The organism is Lactococcus sp. DD01 (assembly GCF_001578715.1).
Lineage (GTDB): Bacteria > Bacillota > Bacilli > Lactobacillales > Streptococcaceae > Lactococcus > Lactococcus petauri.
Genome location: NZ_KQ968939.1, coordinates 915,714 through 934,672, shown reverse-complemented (window position 1 = coordinate 934,672; position 18,959 = coordinate 915,714). Strand labels below are relative to the sequence as shown.

The 18,959-nt window shown below is 37.7% G+C and carries 20 protein-coding genes and 1 tRNA gene; 20 read left to right on the top strand and 1 reads right to left on the bottom strand.

Going from position 1 to position 18,959, the window contains the following annotated elements; all coding sequences use genetic code 11:
* Positions 1 to 45: 45 nt before the first annotated feature.
* Positions 46 to 366 carry a DMT family transporter gene (locus tag LACDD01_RS04545; RefSeq protein WP_019291995.1) on the bottom strand — a complete coding sequence of 107 codons (321 nt, stop codon included), beginning with the start codon at positions 364 to 366 and terminating at the stop codon, positions 46 to 48.
* Positions 367 to 855: 489 nt separating this feature from the next.
* Between LACDD01_RS04545 and LACDD01_RS04540 the strand changes: the two genes are divergently transcribed.
* The 20 genes from LACDD01_RS04540 to LACDD01_RS04450 all read left to right on the top strand — a co-directional run bounded on the left by LACDD01_RS04540 (position 856) and on the right by LACDD01_RS04450 (position 18,952).
* Positions 856 to 1,569 (top strand): putative ABC transporter permease, encoded by a 714-nt coding sequence (locus tag LACDD01_RS04540; protein WP_061413405.1) that lies wholly within the window; start codon positions 856 to 858, stop codon positions 1,567 to 1,569.
* Positions 1,570 to 1,676: 107 nt separating this feature from the next.
* Positions 1,677 to 2,522 (top strand): bifunctional methylenetetrahydrofolate dehydrogenase/methenyltetrahydrofolate cyclohydrolase, encoded by an 846-nt coding sequence (locus LACDD01_RS04535; protein WP_061413403.1) that lies wholly within the window; start codon positions 1,677 to 1,679, stop codon positions 2,520 to 2,522.
* Positions 2,523 to 2,596: 74 nt separating this feature from the next.
* A complete protein-coding gene (gene xseA / locus LACDD01_RS04530; RefSeq protein ID WP_061413401.1) occupies positions 2,597 to 3,850 on the top strand; it encodes an exodeoxyribonuclease VII large subunit in 1,254 nt (417 codons plus the stop codon).
* A 9-nt stretch (positions 3,851 to 3,859) separates the two neighbouring features.
* Complete coding sequence (locus tag LACDD01_RS04525; RefSeq protein WP_014024456.1) at positions 3,860 to 4,084, top strand: exodeoxyribonuclease VII small subunit; 225 nt, start codon at positions 3,860 to 3,862, stop codon at positions 4,082 to 4,084.
* A gap of 105 nt (positions 4,085 to 4,189) precedes the next feature.
* On the top strand, positions 4,190 to 5,245 hold the full coding sequence (locus LACDD01_RS04520; RefSeq protein WP_061413399.1) for a glycerate kinase family protein: 1,056 nt from the start codon (positions 4,190 to 4,192) through the stop codon (positions 5,243 to 5,245).
* 112 nt (positions 5,246 to 5,357) lie between these two features.
* Positions 5,358 to 5,534 carry a hypothetical protein gene (locus tag LACDD01_RS12040; protein WP_197458031.1) on the top strand — a complete coding sequence of 59 codons (177 nt, stop codon included), beginning with the start codon at positions 5,358 to 5,360 and terminating at the stop codon, positions 5,532 to 5,534.
* 125 nt (positions 5,535 to 5,659) lie between these two features.
* Positions 5,660 to 6,511, top strand: coding sequence for a polyprenyl synthetase family protein (locus LACDD01_RS04515; protein ID WP_061413397.1), 852 nt, complete (start codon positions 5,660 to 5,662; stop codon positions 6,509 to 6,511).
* Positions 6,508 to 7,317: a TlyA family RNA methyltransferase gene (locus tag LACDD01_RS04510; protein ID WP_061413395.1), complete on the top strand. Its 810-nt coding sequence runs from the start codon at positions 6,508 to 6,510 to the stop codon at positions 7,315 to 7,317. The genes LACDD01_RS04515 and LACDD01_RS04510 overlap by 4 nt, the downstream gene beginning before the upstream one ends.
* Entirely contained in the window at positions 7,314 to 7,760 is a 447-nt protein-coding gene (locus tag LACDD01_RS04505) for an arginine repressor (RefSeq protein WP_019293749.1), read from the top strand. The genes LACDD01_RS04510 and LACDD01_RS04505 overlap by 4 nt, the downstream gene beginning before the upstream one ends.
* A gap of 11 nt (positions 7,761 to 7,771) precedes the next feature.
* Positions 7,772 to 9,436: a DNA repair protein RecN gene (gene recN, locus LACDD01_RS04500; protein ID WP_061413393.1), complete on the top strand. Its 1,665-nt coding sequence runs from the start codon at positions 7,772 to 7,774 to the stop codon at positions 9,434 to 9,436.
* Positions 9,437 to 9,443: 7 nt separating this feature from the next.
* Positions 9,444 to 10,403: a DUF805 domain-containing protein gene (locus LACDD01_RS04495; RefSeq protein WP_061413391.1), complete on the top strand. Its 960-nt coding sequence runs from the start codon at positions 9,444 to 9,446 to the stop codon at positions 10,401 to 10,403.
* A gap of 57 nt (positions 10,404 to 10,460) precedes the next feature.
* On the top strand, positions 10,461 to 11,678 hold the full coding sequence (locus tag LACDD01_RS04490) for an aminoacyltransferase (RefSeq protein ID WP_017369012.1): 1,218 nt from the start codon (positions 10,461 to 10,463) through the stop codon (positions 11,676 to 11,678).
* The gene (locus LACDD01_RS04485; RefSeq protein WP_061413389.1) at positions 11,678 to 12,724 is read left to right on the top strand and encodes a peptidoglycan bridge formation glycyltransferase FemA/FemB family protein; all 1,047 of its coding nucleotides are present in this window, start codon (positions 11,678 to 11,680) and stop codon (positions 12,722 to 12,724) included. The genes LACDD01_RS04490 and LACDD01_RS04485 overlap by 1 nt, the downstream gene beginning before the upstream one ends.
* 99 nt (positions 12,725 to 12,823) lie before the next feature.
* Positions 12,824 to 13,804 (top strand): NAD(P)/FAD-dependent oxidoreductase, encoded by a 981-nt coding sequence (locus tag LACDD01_RS04480; RefSeq protein WP_061413387.1) that lies wholly within the window; start codon positions 12,824 to 12,826, stop codon positions 13,802 to 13,804.
* 60 nt (positions 13,805 to 13,864) lie between these two features.
* On the top strand, positions 13,865 to 14,419 hold the full coding sequence (locus LACDD01_RS04475) for a CvpA family protein (protein ID WP_019293745.1): 555 nt from the start codon (positions 13,865 to 13,867) through the stop codon (positions 14,417 to 14,419).
* A gap of 5 nt (positions 14,420 to 14,424) precedes the next feature.
* A complete protein-coding gene (locus LACDD01_RS04470; protein WP_061413385.1) occupies positions 14,425 to 16,761 on the top strand; it encodes an endonuclease MutS2 in 2,337 nt (778 codons plus the stop codon).
* A gap of 86 nt (positions 16,762 to 16,847) precedes the next feature.
* Positions 16,848 to 17,162 (top strand): thioredoxin, encoded by a 315-nt coding sequence (gene trxA, locus LACDD01_RS04465; protein WP_004258600.1) that lies wholly within the window; start codon positions 16,848 to 16,850, stop codon positions 17,160 to 17,162.
* 195 nt (positions 17,163 to 17,357) lie between these two features.
* A complete protein-coding gene (locus LACDD01_RS04460) occupies positions 17,358 to 17,561 on the top strand; it encodes a DUF2969 domain-containing protein (protein WP_061413383.1) in 204 nt (67 codons plus the stop codon).
* An 89-nt stretch (positions 17,562 to 17,650) separates the two neighbouring features.
* Positions 17,651 to 17,722, top strand: a tRNA-Gln gene (locus LACDD01_RS04455).
* Between the two features lie 60 nt (positions 17,723 to 17,782).
* Positions 17,783 to 18,952 carry a peptidoglycan bridge formation glycyltransferase FemA/FemB family protein gene (locus LACDD01_RS04450; RefSeq protein WP_061413381.1) on the top strand — a complete coding sequence of 390 codons (1,170 nt, stop codon included), beginning with the start codon at positions 17,783 to 17,785 and terminating at the stop codon, positions 18,950 to 18,952.
* Positions 18,953 to 18,959: the final 7 nt, after the last annotated feature.

Below are 18,959 nucleotides of genomic sequence, written 5' to 3'. Positions count from 1 at the left end.
CTTTAAAGCTAGGTTTTTTGTTTTCCTCTAGAAAAGCGAGACAAATCAATGACCACTTGTAACTTTTATCCCGATTAGTCCAACAACAAGCATCAGAACAAAGACCCAAGTCAGTGAAGGGACCTTGTCCTTAAAGATAAGGGCACCCACTAAGATAGCCCCAACAGCTCCAATTCCTGTCCAGATGGGATAAGCAATTCCTAAAGGAAGTTTCTTCATAGCTAAGGTTAAAAATCCAAAACTAACTAGCATTCCGATAATCGTTAAAATATCATACTTGATGATAGAAAAACCTTGACTTAATTTCATTGTTGAAGCCCAAACAACTTCAAAGATTCCTGCTAGAAATAAAAAAATCCACGACATATTACACCTCTTTCGAAAAGATTATTGAGCTAGCGTTAAAGGACCAGAAAAGAGCTAGCAAGTGATAAACAAAAAGAGTCATGTCAACTAACCACAAGGCCTAAGGTTAGTTGGCATGACTCTGATAAGCATCGCTCCGGCGAGTGATACTTTAGTCCTTCTTTATTATATTAACATTATTTCACATTTGCTACCTGAGGTCAAGTTCTAGACTTGTGAGATATGAAATGAACAGCAAAGAGATAAGCAACGAAGCTGATTTTTCTCAGCCATCATGAAAGGGATAAGTAAGATAAAAGTTAGAGGAGAGATTTAACTCAAATAATAAAACTGCTATAATAAAAACAGATAAATTTAAACAAAAAAGGAGTCCATGGTAAATACACTATGGACTCCGGGTTGATTTATACTTTTATTCTATCACTAAATCAGAGGTTTAGCTGACAATTTGATTATTATTTTGAAAAGTTTATGTAATGGAGGATGAAAATGAATCTTTTTATGACCTTTATAATCTATTCGGTTATTGGCTGGCTTTGGGAGACAGTCTATTGTTTAGTTAAATATAAACGTTTTGTTTTCTGCGGTGTACTCTTGGGTCCGTATTGCCCAGTCTATGGTTGCAGTATCGCTACGATTCTTCTTTTAACAAGAGATATTCAAAATTCCAATCATCTTTTTCTGCTCTATTTATTTATCGTCTTAATTGTTACGCTTATTGAATATATTGGCAGCTGGATATTGGAAAAGTTATTTAACATGAAGTTATGGGATTATTCAAATCTTCCCTTGAATTTTCAAGGAAGGGTAGCTCTTCCTATTTCTTTATTTTGGGGTATAGGTGGTTTGGTATTGATCAAGCTTATTAATCCAGTCATCCAAGATTTTTTGAGGGGATTACTAACAGTAACAGGCGATACACTTGTATTTATACTAGTGCTTATTTTTCTAGCCGATGTTGTTTCCACATTTAGCTTTACACTATCAGCTAAAAAGGATTTCATGCCGCTTGTTGATTCTTCGGACAATCAAAAACCTAACTTGAAAGAGTTGAGGTTCAAGCATATTTTTGTTGCTGATAAACCCTCAACTAATCGTCAAAAAATATTGGAATGGCTTAGCAATAAACCGACCAAGTTTAAGTATTATAACTTAAAAAGGATTATCAAAAATCATCCTAATATCAAAATTATCAAAAAATAATAGCCAGATTCTGGTACTTTAGCTGAAAACGAACGTTCCCGAAAAATTTTTTCGAATCACGAAACACCTATTGGCACATATTTATGGAGTCTGATATAATAAATAGTATGAAAATAATTGATGGAAAAGCCCTTGCTGAAAAGATGCAAGAAGAACTCAAAAATAGAGTTATCAAACTGAAAGAACAAGGCATTCAGCCAGGACTCGCTGTCATTTTGATTGGAGAAAATCCAGCCAGTCAAGTTTATGTTCGAAATAAAGAGCGTGTAGCTGCAAAGCTTGGATTTAAGTCAGAAGTGATTCGTCTTCCTGAAACAACGTCTGAAGCGGAGCTGTTAGAGCTTATTGAAAGCTTTAACGAGGATCGCTCTTGGCACGGAATTCTTGTGCAGTTGCCGCTGCCTTCACATATATCAGAAGAAAAAGTCTTACTCGCGATTTCTCCTGAAAAAGATGTAGATGGCTTTCATCCAATAAACATGGGTAAATTGTGGAGCGGAGCGCCATTAATGATTCCTTCAACACCAGCAGGAATCATGGAAATGTTCCGTGCCTATAATGTTGAACTTGCAGGAAAAAAAGCTGTTGTTGTGGGACGCTCTAATATCGTTGGAAAACCGATGGCACAACTGATGATGATGGCTAATGCTACTGTTACCATTGCACATTCACGTACAGAAAATCTTTCTGAACTTACACGTTCTGCAGATATTTTAGTCGTAGCCATTGGCCAAGACCGTTTTATCAAAGCAGAAGATGTAAAAGAAGGGGCAACAGTTATTGATGTCGGTATGAACCGTGATGAGAATGGAAAACTTCATGGAGATGTTGACTTTGAACAGGTGAAAGAAATTGCTGGACTAATCACGCCAGTTCCTGGAGGCGTGGGTCCGATGACAATCACTATGTTGATGGAACAGACTGTACGTGCAGCAGAAGCCTCCGTAAAATAAAAAAGAAAATTTCGTCCAGATTTATTTACAAGTCAGTACATGTAGATAAGCAGTGGATTTAGAAAGATTAAGGCATGACAGAGTATTTAACCGTATCAACTCTAACAAAATACTTAAAAGCAAAGTTTGATCGCGATCCATATTTGGAACGCGTTTATTTGACCGGAGAAATTTCTAACTTTCGCCAACGACCTAATCATCAATATTTTGCAATTAAAGACGAAAAGTCTGTCATACAAGCAACGATGTGGGCAGGTCAATTTAAAAAGCTTGATTTTAAACTTGAAGATGGAATGAAGGTGCTTGTAACAGGGCGTATCAGTCTTTATGCTCCATCAGGTTCTTATTCTATTAATATTGAAAATATTGTACCTGATGGTATCGGCGCTTTGGCAGTTAAGTTTGAACAGTTGAAGAAAAAGCTAACAGCGGAGGGATTATTTAATCCACAATGGAAGCAAGATTTGCCGCTTTTTTCCAAAAAAATTGCAGTAATTACAAGTCCTTCTGGAGCTGTTATTCGAGACATTATTACTACCGTAAATCGGCGCTTTCCGATGAGTCAGATATTACTCTATCCGACAAAAGTTCAAGGAGCTGGCGCTGCGGAAGAAATCGCCGCAAATATTGAAGCAGTGAATAATCGATCTGATATCGATATTCTTATCGTCGGACGTGGAGGAGGATCGATCGAAGACCTTTGGTGCTTTAACGAAGAGATTGTCGTTCGTGCTATCTTTGAGTCTCGTATTCCCGTTATTTCTTCGGTTGGTCACGAGACGGATACGACCTTGGCGGATTTTGTTGCAGATCGCAGAGCAGCTACACCAACAGCTGCTGCTGAACTTGCAACTCCTAATACAAAACTAGATTTGCTTGCTTGGTCAAATGACCAAGAACTTCGTATGAGAAATCGTGTAACACACCTCATCAAGGTCCAAAGAGAACGGGTGGAAAAATTATCAAATTCGGTTGTTTTTCGTCAGCCAGAGCGTCTCTATGATGGACATATTCAGAAAATCGATCACCTCACGAGTCGTTTACAAAATTTAACTGAAACTAAGCTGAGTCGTGAGAAACACCGCTATGAAATGGCTTCTGGAAAACTCGTGCCTGCTTTTGCTAAAATTTATGAGCAAAAGAAAAATCAAGTCGATAGCTTGGTACAAGCCCTTCTGTTGATGGATATTAGTAAAATTAAGGCGCGTGGTTTTTCAGTGGTAACTGCGAATGATGGTAAAATTATAAAGAGTGTTCACGATGTTCGAGCTGGTGAGACAGTGAATATCGATTTGAATGATGGCATCGTTCATGCAGAAATAAAGTAAAGGATACATATGGCAACAAAAAAAGAAGCAAAATTTGAAGAAAATTTAGCAGAACTCGAAACAATCGTAAAAAAACTAGAAAGCGGAGATGTGGCTTTAGAAGATGCCATCTCTGAATTTCAAAAAGGAATGCTCCTTTCTGAAAAACTCAAAACAACATTAAATGAAGCCGAAAAAACACTAGTAAAAATCGTCGGAAAAGACGGATCTGAGAGTGAATTTTTAGGAGAATAAAAAGATTGCTTAGGCAATCTTTTTTTGTTATGGCTTCCTGAATTAATTTTTTACACAAAGGTTTGGTGCTATAATAACACTAACAAGTAAAAGTGAGGAAAAAATATGAAAGTAGTAGTAGCGATAGATTCTTTCAAGGGATCAGCCACGAGTGCTGAGTTGAATCAGGCAGTAAAAACTGCGATTTTATCTACATTTCCCAAAATCAAGGTTGCGACGTTTGAAATTGCTGATGGGGGCGAAGGGAGTGTGTCCGCTCTTCAATCTGGTTTAGAGGGAAAACTTATTAATGTTAAAACGGTTAATTTAATGCAACGTCCCATGCAAGCCTCCTATTTACTAATCGATGAGCGTCTGGCTGTAATTGAGGCAGCTAAGGTGGTCGGTATCGATAAAATAAAACCAAATGAAAAGACAATCCAAGAAGCCACAACTTTCGGACTTGGCACTTTATTTCTTGATGCTAAAAAAAGAGGAGCGACTGAGATTATTCTAAGCCTGGGAGGGAGTGGCACCTCTGATGGTGGGTTGGGCCTTTTGGAAGCTTTAGAAGCTGAAGATTTTTCGGAGATAAAAATTACAGGCTTAGCAGATGTTACTAATGTTTATGCTGGCGCTGAAGGATATGCCAAAGTTTTTGGAAAGCAAAAAGGTGGTACAGCAGAAATTCTGGAACAACAGGATAGAGCTGCGCAAGCTTTTGTCCAAAAGATAAAAAAAGAGAGAAAGATTGATTTACAAAAGATTCCAGGGACAGGTGCAGCAGGCGGTTTAGGTGGTGCTCTTATCCTACTAGGGGGGACACTTGAGCCTGGATTTAATAAAATAGCTGAGCTTTTAAAGATTGAAGAAGCAATCAAAACGGCGGATTTGATTATTACAGGCGAAGGGCAGATGGATTTCCAAACAGCCAAGGGCAAAGTTCCGTTTGGAATGGCAAAGCTGGGAGCGAAATATCATGTCCCTACAATCGCTTTTTGTGGCAGTTTATCGGAGGATCTAGGAGAGATGAATCAGGTCTTATTGGCAAGTTATAGCATTCAGAGAAAGGTGCTTCCTTTAGCAAAAGCAATGGAAAAAGAAGTAACGCTAAAAAACATTGAAGTATTAACGAAAAATGTCCTGAAAACATGGTGTTCTGGACAAAATGATTGTCAATAAAGACTTGTGGCACGGAATTTTGGTCATGTTTGAATAAAACTCGCTTCAGTACGAATCATTGATTTGTATGTCAGCACTTGTGTTATAATAACACTATAAAAAAGGAGAAATTATGGATTTAAATAACCTTGTAGATAAAGCAAAAGATTTGGCTTCAAACGTGCCAGAGGATATGAAGCAAAAAGCAGAAGAAGTTATTGATGAGCAAGTGGATAAATATGCTCCAGAAAATATGAAAGAACAAGCTCAAGGGCTCGTAGATGGCTTAAAAGGCAAACTCGGTCTATAATTCTGAAGTGCACGTAAACGTTCCTTATTTTAAAGAACGTTTTTTTCGTATTGAGAAATTATGTAAGAGTGAGGTACTCTATTTTCTATTGGACATTATTTCTGTGAAATGGGATAATATAACTAATGATTACCGATATGAATAGGCTCAACCAAGAGCTGATAAAATTTTATAAAAAAGCTGATATTCCTCAACATCTTGCGGATGCTGTGACTTACTCACTTGCTGCAGGCGGCAAAAGAATTCGTCCGCTTTTGTTCCTTAAGATGTTAGAATCACTTGGAGTTACACTTGAAACGGCGCATTATCAAGTGGCAGCGACTGTTGAGATGATTCATGCGGGCAGCTTGATTCATGATGATTTGCCCGCAATGGATAATGACGACTATCGCCGAGGCCAGCTCACCAACCATAAAAAGTTTGATGAAGCAACAGCGATATTGGCTGGAGATGCTCTCTTTTTAGACCCCTACTATCTTTTAGCTACCCTTTCTTTACCGGCTGCAACAGTTGTTTCCTTAGTAAAAGAACTTTCTTTTGCAAGTGGTTCTTTGGGTATGGTTGCTGGACAGATTTTAGATATGGAGGGAGAAGGCAAAAACTTATCTTTAGAGCAGGTAAAGGAAATCCATCATTTAAAAACGGGGAGAATGTTAACCTTTCCTTTTGTTGCTGCTGGAATTATCGCTGAACAGTCCGAAGAGGTAATCGCAAAACTAAGAGAAATTGGTCAAAATCTAGGCTTAGCTTTCCAAATACGTGACGATATTATTGATGTTACAGGAACATTTGAAGAAATAGGAAAAACGCCTGGAAAGGACCAAGCAGAAGAAAAGTCAACCTATGTGGCCTTGCTCGGATTAAAAGGAGCTCAAGAAGCTTTAGAAGAATTATTAACGGCTGTGAAAAGTGATTTGGCACAAATAACTTCAAGTGCTGAAATTGTCGAAATTATAGAAAGTTTAGAAATAAAATGAAAGAAAGAGTAGATGTTTTAGCAGCAAATCAAGGCTTGTTCGAAACGCGAGAACAAGCAAAACGGGGAGTTATGGCTGGCTTAGTAGTAGATGCCAAGTCAGGGGAACGCTTTGACAAACCAGGACAAAAGATAGAAGGAGCAACAGAACTAAGACTCAAAGGTGAAAAACTTAAATATGTGAGTCGCGGTGGCTTGAAATTAGAAAAAGCTCTTTTAGAGTTTGGACTATCTGTGGAAAATAAAACTTGCTTGGATATTGGAGCTTCAACTGGTGGTTTTACAGATGTTATGCTACAAAATGGCGCCAAACGTGTCTATGCTCTCGATGTCGGAACCAACCAACTGGCATGGAAACTTCGTAAAGACGAGCGTGTGGTGGTTATGGAACAGTTTAACTTCCGCAAGGCTATCTTAGATGATTTTACGCAAGGACAACCTGAGTTTACTTCGATTGATGTGAGCTTTATCTCACTTGACTTGATTTTACCGCCTTTGTTTGATATTTTAGCTCAAGATGGTGATGTGGCTGCCTTGATCAAGCCACAGTTTGAAGCTGGTCGTGAGCAAGTGGGGAAAAATGGCATTATTAAAGACCCGAAGATTCACAAACAAACGATAGACAAAGTGATTCAAAAAGCTTTGAGTACTGGATTTTCAGTCAAAAATCTCACCTTTTCACCAATTAAAGGTGGCGCAGGAAATGTTGAATTTCTAGTACACTTAAAAAAAGAAGAGACAGCTACAGTGGCGCCTCTTGTTGATATTGAAGCTGTACTCCAAACAGAAAAGGAAACATTAGTATGAGAAGAGAAGAACGCCTTGATTTTATTTCAAGACTCATCACAACTAAAGAAGTACAAACACAAGATGAGCTTGTCCAAGAGCTTTTGGCTAATGATATTGATGTGACACAAGCCACAGTCTCTCGTGACATTAAGTCACTTGCCCTAATTAAAATTCCTGGAAGTCGTGGGGGTTATCGTTACGCATTGCCTCAACAACATGATGAAGAACAAAAGGACCTGCTGCATAATGAGTTAGCCAATGAGGCCATCTTAGAATTGAAGATGCATGATAATATGATTTCAATCACTGCTAAACCAGGGACGACCAGTGTGATTAAAAAAAGCCTCATCAATCGTTATAATAAGAAGATTTTTTCTATTATGACGGACGATGATAGTATTTTGATTATTTGTGAAACAAGACGGCAAGCAAATACCGTTTATGACGAATTAAGTTTATAAAAGGAAGAAGTATGCTACAAGAAATTTCTATCAAGAACTTTGCGATTATCGAAGAGATTCATCTTTCTTTTGAAAGTGGGATGACCATTTTGACTGGGGAGACAGGAGCTGGTAAGTCAATCATTATTGATGCTATGGGACTTTTACTCGGTGGACGGAGTTCCAGTGATTTTGTCCGTACAGGTAAAGATAAGGCCGAAATTGAAGGTCTATTTTTTGCAGGGAAAAATGCAGAGTTGGATCAAAAGTTAGAAAACTTGGGCCTTGAAAGAAGTACTGAGCTTATTTTACGTCGTGATATTTTTGCTAATGGGCGCTCTGTTTGTCGGGTGAATGGGCAAATGGTAAATCTGACTACCTTACGTGAAATCGGCGAGCTTTTGGTTGATATTCACGGGCAACATGACAATCAAGAATTGATGAATGCTAAACATCATCTTCGACTTCTTGATGAGTTTGGTGATGAAAATTTTGAACAAATTAAGGCAGAATACCAAGTTAAGTTTGAGCATTATAAAAAAATTCGTCAAGCACTTGAAACACGTCAAAAGAACGAACAAGAATTTGCCCAACGTATCGAAATCTTGCAGTTTCAAGTTGAAGAAATTGAAGCAGCTGAAATTGATCTAAAAGAAGATGAGCAATTGCAGATCCGCCGTGATAAGCTGAACAACGCTAAAAATATAGCAGATGCTTTAAATACAGCCTATTTGGCTTTAGACGATGAAGAGGGTGATTTTTCAAGTCTGAGCGGAATACGTACAGCCATGGCAGAACTCGAAAATGTTGCAGAATTTGATCAAGATTACCAAGATTTGTCTGATAAAACGATGGATGCTTATTACTTGCTTGAGGAAGTTTCAACCAAGTTATCAACAGCAATTGAAGGTATAGAGTTTAATCCCACAGAACTTTTGCAAATCGAAGAGAGAATTCTCACTTTGAATACCTTACGTAAAAAATATGGTCCAGAACTTTCTGACGTATTGAAAACCTTGGAAAAAATCCAACTTGAACTCTCAGATTTGATGGGTGGAACTGAAAATAGTGAGAGCCTTGAAGAAGCACTGAAAGAAGCGCAAGCAGAATTACTAATTGCAAGTGAACATCTTAACACAGCACGTCATGCAATCGCGAAAGAATTAGAGACAGATATTAAAAAGGAACTTGCTGATTTGTATATGGAAAAAGCTGATTTTTCTGTACAGTTTGAGAGTGGGAAATTCTCAAGCAAGGGTAATGAACAAGTAGAGTTTTATATTCAAACTAATCCAGGTGAGGGGTTCAAACCCTTGGCCAAAACGGCTTCAGGAGGCGAACTTTCACGCTTGATGCTTGCTATTAAATCAAGTTTTTCAAGACGAGAAAATAAAACATCAATTGTGTTCGATGAGGTTGATACAGGTGTATCTGGGCGAGTAGCCCAAGCTATTGCTCAAAAAATTTATAAAATCGCTCAAGCAGGGCAAGTTTTAGCTATCTCACATTTACCACAGGTGGTGGCTATTGCTGATACACAATTTTATATTGAAAAGGCGTCGACAGATGATGTCACTACTTCAACAGTAAGAAAATTGAAATTGGAAGAGCGAGTTGAAGAAGTAGCAAAAATGTTAGCTGGAGATGATATAACAGTAGAAGCTCTCGCGCAAGCAAAACGATTATTAATGAAATGAGGAGATTATGTTTAATTTGAAAGAGTTCAAACAATCCTATCAAAAATTTTGGTTAGGCTATATTTCTTTTAAAGAAAGAACCAGTCGAAAAGACTATTGGCTCGCAATGTTAGGCCATATTTTAGTGACAGTTGTCCTACTTGCCTTTGCCACTTTGTTCCATCTTTTATCAAGTGAGGTTTTACCAGATTTGTGGTCTGTATTTTCATATTTTTTCATTGCTTTATGGATATGTTATGGTCTAGTGGCTTTCTGCCCTTTCTTAGCTATAGCCGTACGTCGCTTACGCGATGTTAGTCTTCCTTGGGAATTGATTTTTGTAATTCTAGCTCCTTTTGGTGGTTTCTTCGGTATTCTTATTTTGAATGCTCTGCCTGCTGCTCAAGCTGCAGCGGACTTACCAGAATTTTCAGAACCGACTTATGGGCCAGCACGGATAGAAGAAAATGGTCAAGAGAACTTTTTGCAAGCGATCAAAAACTATTTTCTCGGTTATGTTTCCTTCAGAGGAAGAACAAGTCGCCTAAGTTTTTGGTTTGTTCAACTGATATTTGCTCTGGTATTTGCAGTGCTAGGAGTAATGTTTGTGGGGATTCATTTCTTTGAAAACATCCTCTTCGGAGGTGCATTTATTGCGACCTGGATGATGCTTGCCTTACTCTTTCTTATCGCAGTCGGCTTCTTGTTACCCACACTTGCATTGTTTACACGTCGCTTACGCGATGCTGGCTTATCCAATTATGGGATTGGATTAATCTTTTTTGTAGCTTTGTCTTTGTTCTTATTGAGCAATATAAGCCACGCTGTAGATGCTGTTAGCTTTGGAATTCATGATTTTTTATTGCTCAATTATCTTCTCTTCCTTGCTGATTTTGTCTTCATTATTACTCTCCTCTTTGTTTTACTTCAAGACAAAGATCAACTTTTACAAAAGGAAAAAACACTTCTATTTAGAAGGAAAGGCTGAAATATTCAGTCTTTTTTGCTATAATAAATAAAATCACTAAAGAAATAAGGATATGTTTTGAATTATAAATTAAGAGAAATTTCAGCTGAAGAATTCGCTCAATTCAATGAAAATGTAAGCCAAGGGAGTTTTTTACAGACTCCTGAAATGGCAGAGCTGATGATGGCAAACGGCTGGGAAGTAACTTTATTAGCTGTCCAATCAGATAAAATTGAAATGGCTGCTCTTTTGGGCGCAAAAAATATGACTGGAGGAAAACACTACGAAATCCAGTATGGCCCAATTTACCAAGAGTACCAAGAAGACGTAGAAAAGTTTTTCTACAAAGAATTACGTCAGTTTGTTAAAGACCATGGTGGCATGGAACTTTTAGTTATTCCTAATACAAATTATCAAGAGTTTGATAGTACAGGTAATGCGTTGACTGCCGAAAACAAGCAGTTTATTCAATCAATGCAGGAGTTAAATTACGAACATACGGGCTTAGAAGTTGGTTACAACAAACGTGGCGAGTCTACATGGCACTATGTGAAAGATCTTTCTGATATCGCAGATGATAAAAAACTTTTAAAATCTTATACGAAAGATGGACAATACTCTGTTAAGAAAACCCAACAGTTTGGGATTCGAGTGCGTCCTTTAGCTTATGAAGAACTGGATAAGTTCAAAAAGATTACTTCAGAAACGTCGGAACGCCGTGGTTATGATGATCATGATTTGCCTTACTACCAAAGTCTTTATAAAACTTTTGGCGACAAGGCAGAGTTTTTAGTGGCTGAGATTAATTTCGCAGACTATGAAGCGGCAATTTTAGCTCAAATGGATAAACTTACTGGACAGATTGAAAAAACGAAAAAAGAAGGTAAACGCAAAGAGTTAGAAAGCCAGCTAGAAACTCAAAAAGTTCGTTTAGCAGAAGCGCGTGAATTTATTGCTCAACATGGGCGCGAGGATATTATCTTAGCGGGATCACTCTTTATCTATGGTGCAAGTGAAACTATCTATCTGTTTAGTGGATCATATGAAGCTTTTAAAAAGCTATATGCGCCGTTTGCTATTCAGCATTATGTAATGAAGAAAACCCTTGATAAAGGCGTGAAAAGTTATAATTTCTTTGGAGTAGCTGGAACTTTTGACGGTACAGATGGCGTTCTGCACTTTAAACAGAACTTTGCAGGGTATGTTGTACGTAAAGTTGGTTATTTCAATTATTATCCAAAACCAGTTAAACACAAAGTTTTAAGTATGGTTAAGACACTTTTAGGTAGAAAATAATGGAATTCTTAGAAATCTCACAAGAACAATTTACAGCTTTTGCAGCTGAAAAAACGGAGTCATTTTTACAAACCCCACAAATGGCAGAAATGTTAGAAAAACGTGGTTATAAACCGATTTTCCTCGCTGTAAAAGTCAATGACCAGATTAAAATGGCAGCACTTATGACTTCTGTTTATGTTTCAGGCGGTGCAAAGTTGGAAATTAACTTTGGCCCTATTGGCAATTTTGATCAGATGGTCTATAACTGTTTTATTCAAGAATTAAAAAAATATGCGAAAAATCAGCAAGCTCTAGAAGTGAAGATACGTCCAGCTGTCGACTATATGGTTTATGACAGCAAAGGTCAAGAACTTCAAGAAGCTAATGAGTCTTTCATTTCAGAAATGAAAAAGCTTGGCTTAACTTACAATGGGCGACATGTGGGTTATGAAGAGCAGGATGCCGTTGCCGAATGGCAATACATCAAAGATCTTTCTGAAATACACAGTGAAGAAGAACTTCTCAAGAGTTACAACTCTAACGCAAAACGTAACGTTAAAAAAGCGATAAAAAATGAAGTAACAGTTAAAATAGCTACTTATGAAGAACTCTTTGAAGTGGAACGTTTGATTGGTAACACAGGTGAAAAGCGTCATTTTGCAACCAAAGATTTGGCCTATTATCAAGAACTTTATAAGGCTTTTGGCAATAAAATCGAATTTTTGATTACTTATAAAGATGGAGTGGCAATTGCAGCTGGTGTCTTTATTGAAGTCAATCAAGAATTTCTTTACCTTTATGGCGGATCTGACGGCGCTTATGGCAAGTTAGGTGGCCCTTTCCTTATGCAGCATACAGCCATGCTTCATGCAATTGAGCGTCAGATGAAAACCTATAATTTTTATGGTATCTCAGGAAACTTTGATGGCAGTGATGGTGTTTTGAAATTTAAGCAAAATTTTGGGGGCTATATCACACAAAAAGTAGGAGAATTCTCCTACTATCCAAACCCTGTAAAATATAAACTTATTCAAGGTATGAAAAAAATATTAGGGCGTGTTTAACTTAAAAAGCTGACGAAATCGTTTCGTCAGCTTTTTAAGTTAAAGATGGATGGAATTTAAAATGTAAAAAACTTTTGACAAATTTGCTATAATGAAGGCATGGAAACTTTATACGATTTAACAATTATCGGTGCTGGTCCTGTTGGACTTTATGCCGGGTTTTATGCTGGGATGCGGGGAATGACGGTCAAGATAATCGAAGCTCTAGAAGAAGCTGGCGGTCAACCTCAAACACTTTATCCAGATAAAATGATATATGATATAGCAGGTTTGCCTGAGATTTCAGGAGCAGATCTAACGGCCAACCTTTTGGCACAACTTGCTCGCGTGCCACATGAACTATATTTAGATGAAAAAGTTGAAAATATTAGCCAAGAAGAGGAAAATAAGCATTTTGTACTGCAAACAAGTAAAAGTACACATCATTCGAAAGCAGTATTGTTAACAACAGGCTCTGGCTTGCTCAGTCCGCGTAAGCTTAATCTCGAGCAAGAAGAAGAACTTCATGCATTAGGGAAATTGAATTACTTTATTCAAAACTTAGAAGAATATCGTGAAAAAGAAGTTGCGGTTCTTGGCGGAGGCGACAGTGCACTGGATTGGGCACTGATGTTGGAAAAAGTTGCCAGAAAAGTTCACCTTATTCATCGTCGACCTTCTTTCCGAGCCCATGCTTTAACAGTGGCAGAGCTGGAACAATCAACCGTTGAAATACATACACCTTATCTTCCGCAGGAGCTATCACCTGAAGGTCTTAAGTTGCACCGTGTAAAATCCGATGAGCTCAATCATTTAGCAGTAGATAAAATACTCGTAAACTATGGAATGATGACAAACCATGTTGATTTAAATGAAGAACTCGAACTAAGCCGTAGAGGAAGAATAACGGCTAACCGCCAACAAGAGACCAATATTTCAGGGCTTTATGTAGCGGGAGATGCCAGTGATTACGATGGAAAAGCCCCCTTAATGTCAGTTGGTTTTGGAGAAGCTGTACTGGCAATCAATGATATGACTCAAAAGCTTGAATTTAGCCATAGCTTACAAAAAGGACATTCTTCAAGCCTGTTTGGTAAATGAGGAGAAAATAAGGTATAATGGGTAGTAAACGAATGATTTACAGAAATTTAGGAAAACATTATGCTTATTAACTTACTTATCTTAATATTACTTATATGGGCCTTTCTGGTTGGCTATTCAAGAGGTCTAGTCTTACAGGCTTTATATAGCTTGGGGATCATTATATCTGCCATTATTGCCTTCTTAAATTATAAGGAACTTGCTTCAAAATTAACGATGTGGGTACCTTTCTCCAGTGCAACAGCAGATTCACGATTACTGTTTTTTGATAATAACTTGCTTTTCCAAATCGATGACGCCTTCTATGCTGGTCTTGCTTTTATGATTATTTTCGTTATTTCTTATGCGGTGATACGTCTACTCGGACTTTTTGTCCACATTACACGTTTGCAACCCTTCGGAAAAACTGGAAAAATTATCGCAGGTGTTCTTGCACTCGGAGCAACTTATTTCGGCCTACAAATGGCTGTTACTTTACTTGCGCTTGTACCCATGCCCACTGTTCAAAACCATTTGAATGCTTCCGCTTTGGTTCGCTTGATGGTTAGCCACACTCCGATTTCTTCGGGGATGCTGAAAAATATATTTATTGAAAATATAATTGGTAATATTTAGAATTTATGAATAAAAAAATTATCCAAATTTTAGAATTTGACAAGGTCAAAGAGCAATTCTTGGCCTTTTTAACAACCGCTCAAGGCAAAAAAGAGTTGGAAGAACTAGAACCCCTCTCTGATGCCACTAAAATTCAAAACTTGTTTGATGAATTGGCAGAATTTGAAAAGTTAGCTCAAGAAAATGGGCAGCTTCATCTTTCAAAAACGGCCGATATCAGTGAAATTTTGCGCCGCTTAGAATTAGATGCTCAATTGAGTGGGCGAGAATTTGTCGAAATAAAAAAAGTTGTCCAACAAGGCCTTAATATTTTGCGTTATTTTGACGAAGCAGAGAATGTTGAAATACCAACACTTGAGGAACTCATCCAAAAATTTTCTGATCTTTCTCCTGTGCATAAAACACTTGAAATTTTTGATAACTCTGGGGCACTTTACGACAATGCATCTGCTGAACTGATGCACATTCGTTCAGCCATTAAACGTTATCAGTCAGACATTAAAAAAGTGATGCAGGAACTTTTGTCTAAAAATGCAGGTTCTCTCACTGAAAATTTAATCACGGTTCGTAATGATCGCCAAGTGTTGCCTGTACGTGCAGACAGTAAAAATAAAATAGCAGGTGTAGTGCATGATATGTCTGCCTCAGGACAAACACTCTATATTGAACCCAATGCTGCCGTTTCGCTTAACAATAATTTAAACCAAAAGAAAATTGAAGAAAAAAATGAAATGCTTCGAATTTTTCGAGCAGTCAGTGAAGAACTTAAACCCTACAGCTTGGATATTCGGCAAAATGCATGGTTACAAGGTCATCTCGACTTGATTAAAGCCAAGTACAACTACTTATTGAAGCATAAGGCCAGTATTCCTGAGTTAACCCAAAACAAAGACATCTGTTTTTATGAGGCACGTCATCCTTTGATTGATCCAAATGTAGTTGTGGCCAATGACATCAAATTTGACAGTAGTTTAAACACAATTGTAATTACGGGACCAAATACTGGGGGTAAAACAATTACCCTAAAAACTGTAGGTCTGCTTACTATTATGGCGCAATCTGGTTTGCCTATTCTTACCAGTACAGGCAGTCGTGCACATGTCTTCCAGGATATTTTTGCGGATATCGGGGATGAACAGTCAATTGAGCAAAATCTCTCGACTTTCTCTAGTCACATGACCAATATTGTCGCTATTCTAGACAAGGCAGATCATAACGCATTGGTGCTCTTTGACGAACTTGGCGCAGGGACGGATCCCAAAGAAGGTGCCGCTTTGGCCATTGCAATTTTAGAATATTTACGTGGTAAACACGTGAAGACAATGGCGAGTACGCACTATCCAGAACTTAAAGCATATGGTGTTGAAACACCTGAAGTTCTTAATGCGAGCATGGAGTTTGATATCGATAAAATGCGCCCTGTTTTTCGTCTGCAGCTGGGTGTACCAGGTCGCTCAAATGCTTTAGAAATTTCACGACGTTTAGGTTTGTCAGACCAAATCATTCAGGAGGCTAGTAACATGGTTTCTGATGAGGAACACGATGTCAATCATATGATCGCAAGCTTAGAGGAAAAAACGCGTGAAGTAACAGAAGCAGCAGCCAATATTAAGAAGTTAGAACGAGAAAATATAAATCTTCATAAAGATTTAACCAAGGTTTATGATCAGATTAATCGAGAGCGTGAGCATGAGCTAGAGAAGGCAAAACAAGAAGCCCAAGAAGTTGTGAAAAAGGCGAGTCAAGAAGCTCAAGAAATTCTCAAAACATTGAATGATAAAGCGCAGCTTAAACCTCACGAAATCATTGCAGCCCGTAGCGAGCTTGAAAACCTAGTTCCATCTGTTGATTACAGTAAAAACAAAGTTTTGAAGAAAGCTAAGGCACAACGTGGGTTGAAGCAAGGAGCTGAAGTGGTGGTTACAGCATATGGGCAACGTGGAAAACTTATTCGTCTTGAAAAAGATGGACGTTGGCAGGTGCAAATGGGATCAATAATGACCAAACTGCAAGAAGATGAATTTGAGCTAACAGAGGAAGAGCTTGCTAAGAACCAACCTGCAAAAACGAAAGCCGTAACCCGAAAAGTAAGCAATAAAGTGAAAGCACAGCTTGATTTACGTGGTATGAGATATGAGGAAGCAGAGCTAGAATTGGATAACTATATTGATCAGGCCTTGCTTGCTAACTTATTACAAATTACCATTGTTCATGGTATCGGAACTGGTGTAATTCGTGAAATGGTACAGAAGAAGCTGCAAAAACATCGGCATATTAAGAGTTATGAGTATGCTCCTGTGAACGCTGGCGGAAGTGGTGCAACAATTGCAACCTTGAAATGACTCAAAATATAAAAACAATCATAATATTTGTAAAGTAGATAAAAATTCGCTAGAATGTACTCATAATAAAGAACGAGGAACGAAAAATGGAATATAACATTACTGATGCTACATTTAAAGAAGAAATCAAAGAAGGACTGGTACTAGTAGATTTTTGGGCAACTTGGTGTGGCCCATGTCGTATGCAAGCTCCAATTCTTGAACAATTAGGAGAAGAACTTGACGAGTCTGAACTTAAAATTTGTAAGTTAGACGTTGATGAAAATCCTGAAACACCTCAAGCTTTTGGCGTTATGAGCATTCCAACTTTGATCTTCTTTAAAGACGGTCAAATGGTGAAACAAGTTGTCGGTGTTCAAACAAAAGCTCAATTGAAGGCAATTGTAGCGGAACTTTCATAAGAAAATAAAAAGAATGCCTCTTGGGGTATTCCTTTTTTTGTTTCAAATTATTGGTTATGTTTGACAATAAGGTACAGTGCAATTAAAATGGAAGACTCACATGAACGAAAACAGCGTGACAAAAACTCGGCAAAATGGTATCATTGAAAAGTTGAGATGGAAATCTCTAGATATGAAGGATAAAGGAGACTGATGATGTCGAAGAAAAAAGATACAGAAATTGAAGTTATTGACACAAAAACAGGTGTTCAAGTCAAATCAGGTAAAAAAATCATCGCTGATATTAATGAAGAAAATGGTAGTTTTGTTGTGGTGGCTTCTGGTAAAGAACTGGCGGTTACCCGAAATTTTGCAGATGCCATGGAAGAAGCAATCAAAGACTATAATTTAGGCGCCTAATTTTATTTTATATCTCAGAGGTTAGAGTTAATCCTTGAAATCCTCTCATGATTTTGATAAAATATTTACTGTTGTCGAAAGATAGACAGTGGGGTATAGCCAAGCGGTAAGGCAAGGGACTTTGACTCCCTCATGCGTTGGTTCGAATCCAGCTACCCCAGTTGGTCAAACAGGTTCAAACTGAGCCTGTTTTTTTTAATAATTTTTGATAGAATAGAGATATGTACACAGTAAAAATTGGACTCGATCCTCAACTACATGACAAGTTTGTTGCTGCCTCTGGTATGCCAAACCTTTTACAAACCTCAAAATGGGCGACCATCAAAAGCAGTTGGAAATCGGAAATCATTGGATTTTATCAAGATGATAAGCTGGTTGCAAGTAGCTTGGTCTTGATTCGCCCCCTTCCATTAGGATTCACAATGCTTTATATCCCACGCGGAATTTTGATGGATTATACAGATAAAGCTTTATTAAAGTTTGTTCTGTTAGAATTGAAAAAATTTGGTAAAAGTCAAAAAGCACTTTTTATCAAGTTTGATCCGGCTTACAAATTTGACGATGCATATGATCTTCTGACGAATTTAACAAGTGCAGGTGTTGAGTATACTGGACGTACTACAGAAATGCATGATACGATTCAGCCTCGCTACAATGCTGTCATTTATAAAGAAGATTTTTCAGAAGAAAATTTAGATAAAAAAACACGTCAATTTATTCGTAAAGCACGCAATTCTTATCCAGAAGTTACTTTTGGTGGAAAGGAGTTAGTTCCTGTTTTTGCTGAATTGATGAAGAAGACAGAAGCACGTAAAAACGTAAGTCTTCGTAATGCTGATTATTATACAAAACTTTTAGACACTTATGGCTCGGATGCTTTTATTACTTTAGTAAAATTTAATATGGCTAAGGTAAAAAAAGATATGGAAGCAAATGTTGAAAAGATTAAAGATAATCAAGCAAAAGCCAAAAATGAAAAACGCTTAAAAACTTTAACTGAAGAACTTGCTATTGCTGAGAAAAACGTTGCGGACATTAAGCAGTTTATCGCAGAAAAAGGAGAGATTATTCCGGTAGCAGGAACTTTATCTATCAATGCTTTTGGCGCTGCTGAAACCCTTTATGCTGGGACAGATACAGCATTCCAAAAATACTATCCTTCTTATCTAGTATGGTTTGAAACGATTCAACATGCATTTGAAAATGGAGCAAATACCTTGAATATGGGTGGCCTTGAAAATTCCCTTTCCGAAAAAGATGGATTATTGAAGTTTAAAAAGCACTTCAATCCACGTATTGAGGAATATGTAGGCGAGTTTGACCTCCCTGTAAGTAAACTTCTTTATAAAATGGCCAACGCGATGTATATGCGTCGAAAGACCAAACATTAAGAACAAG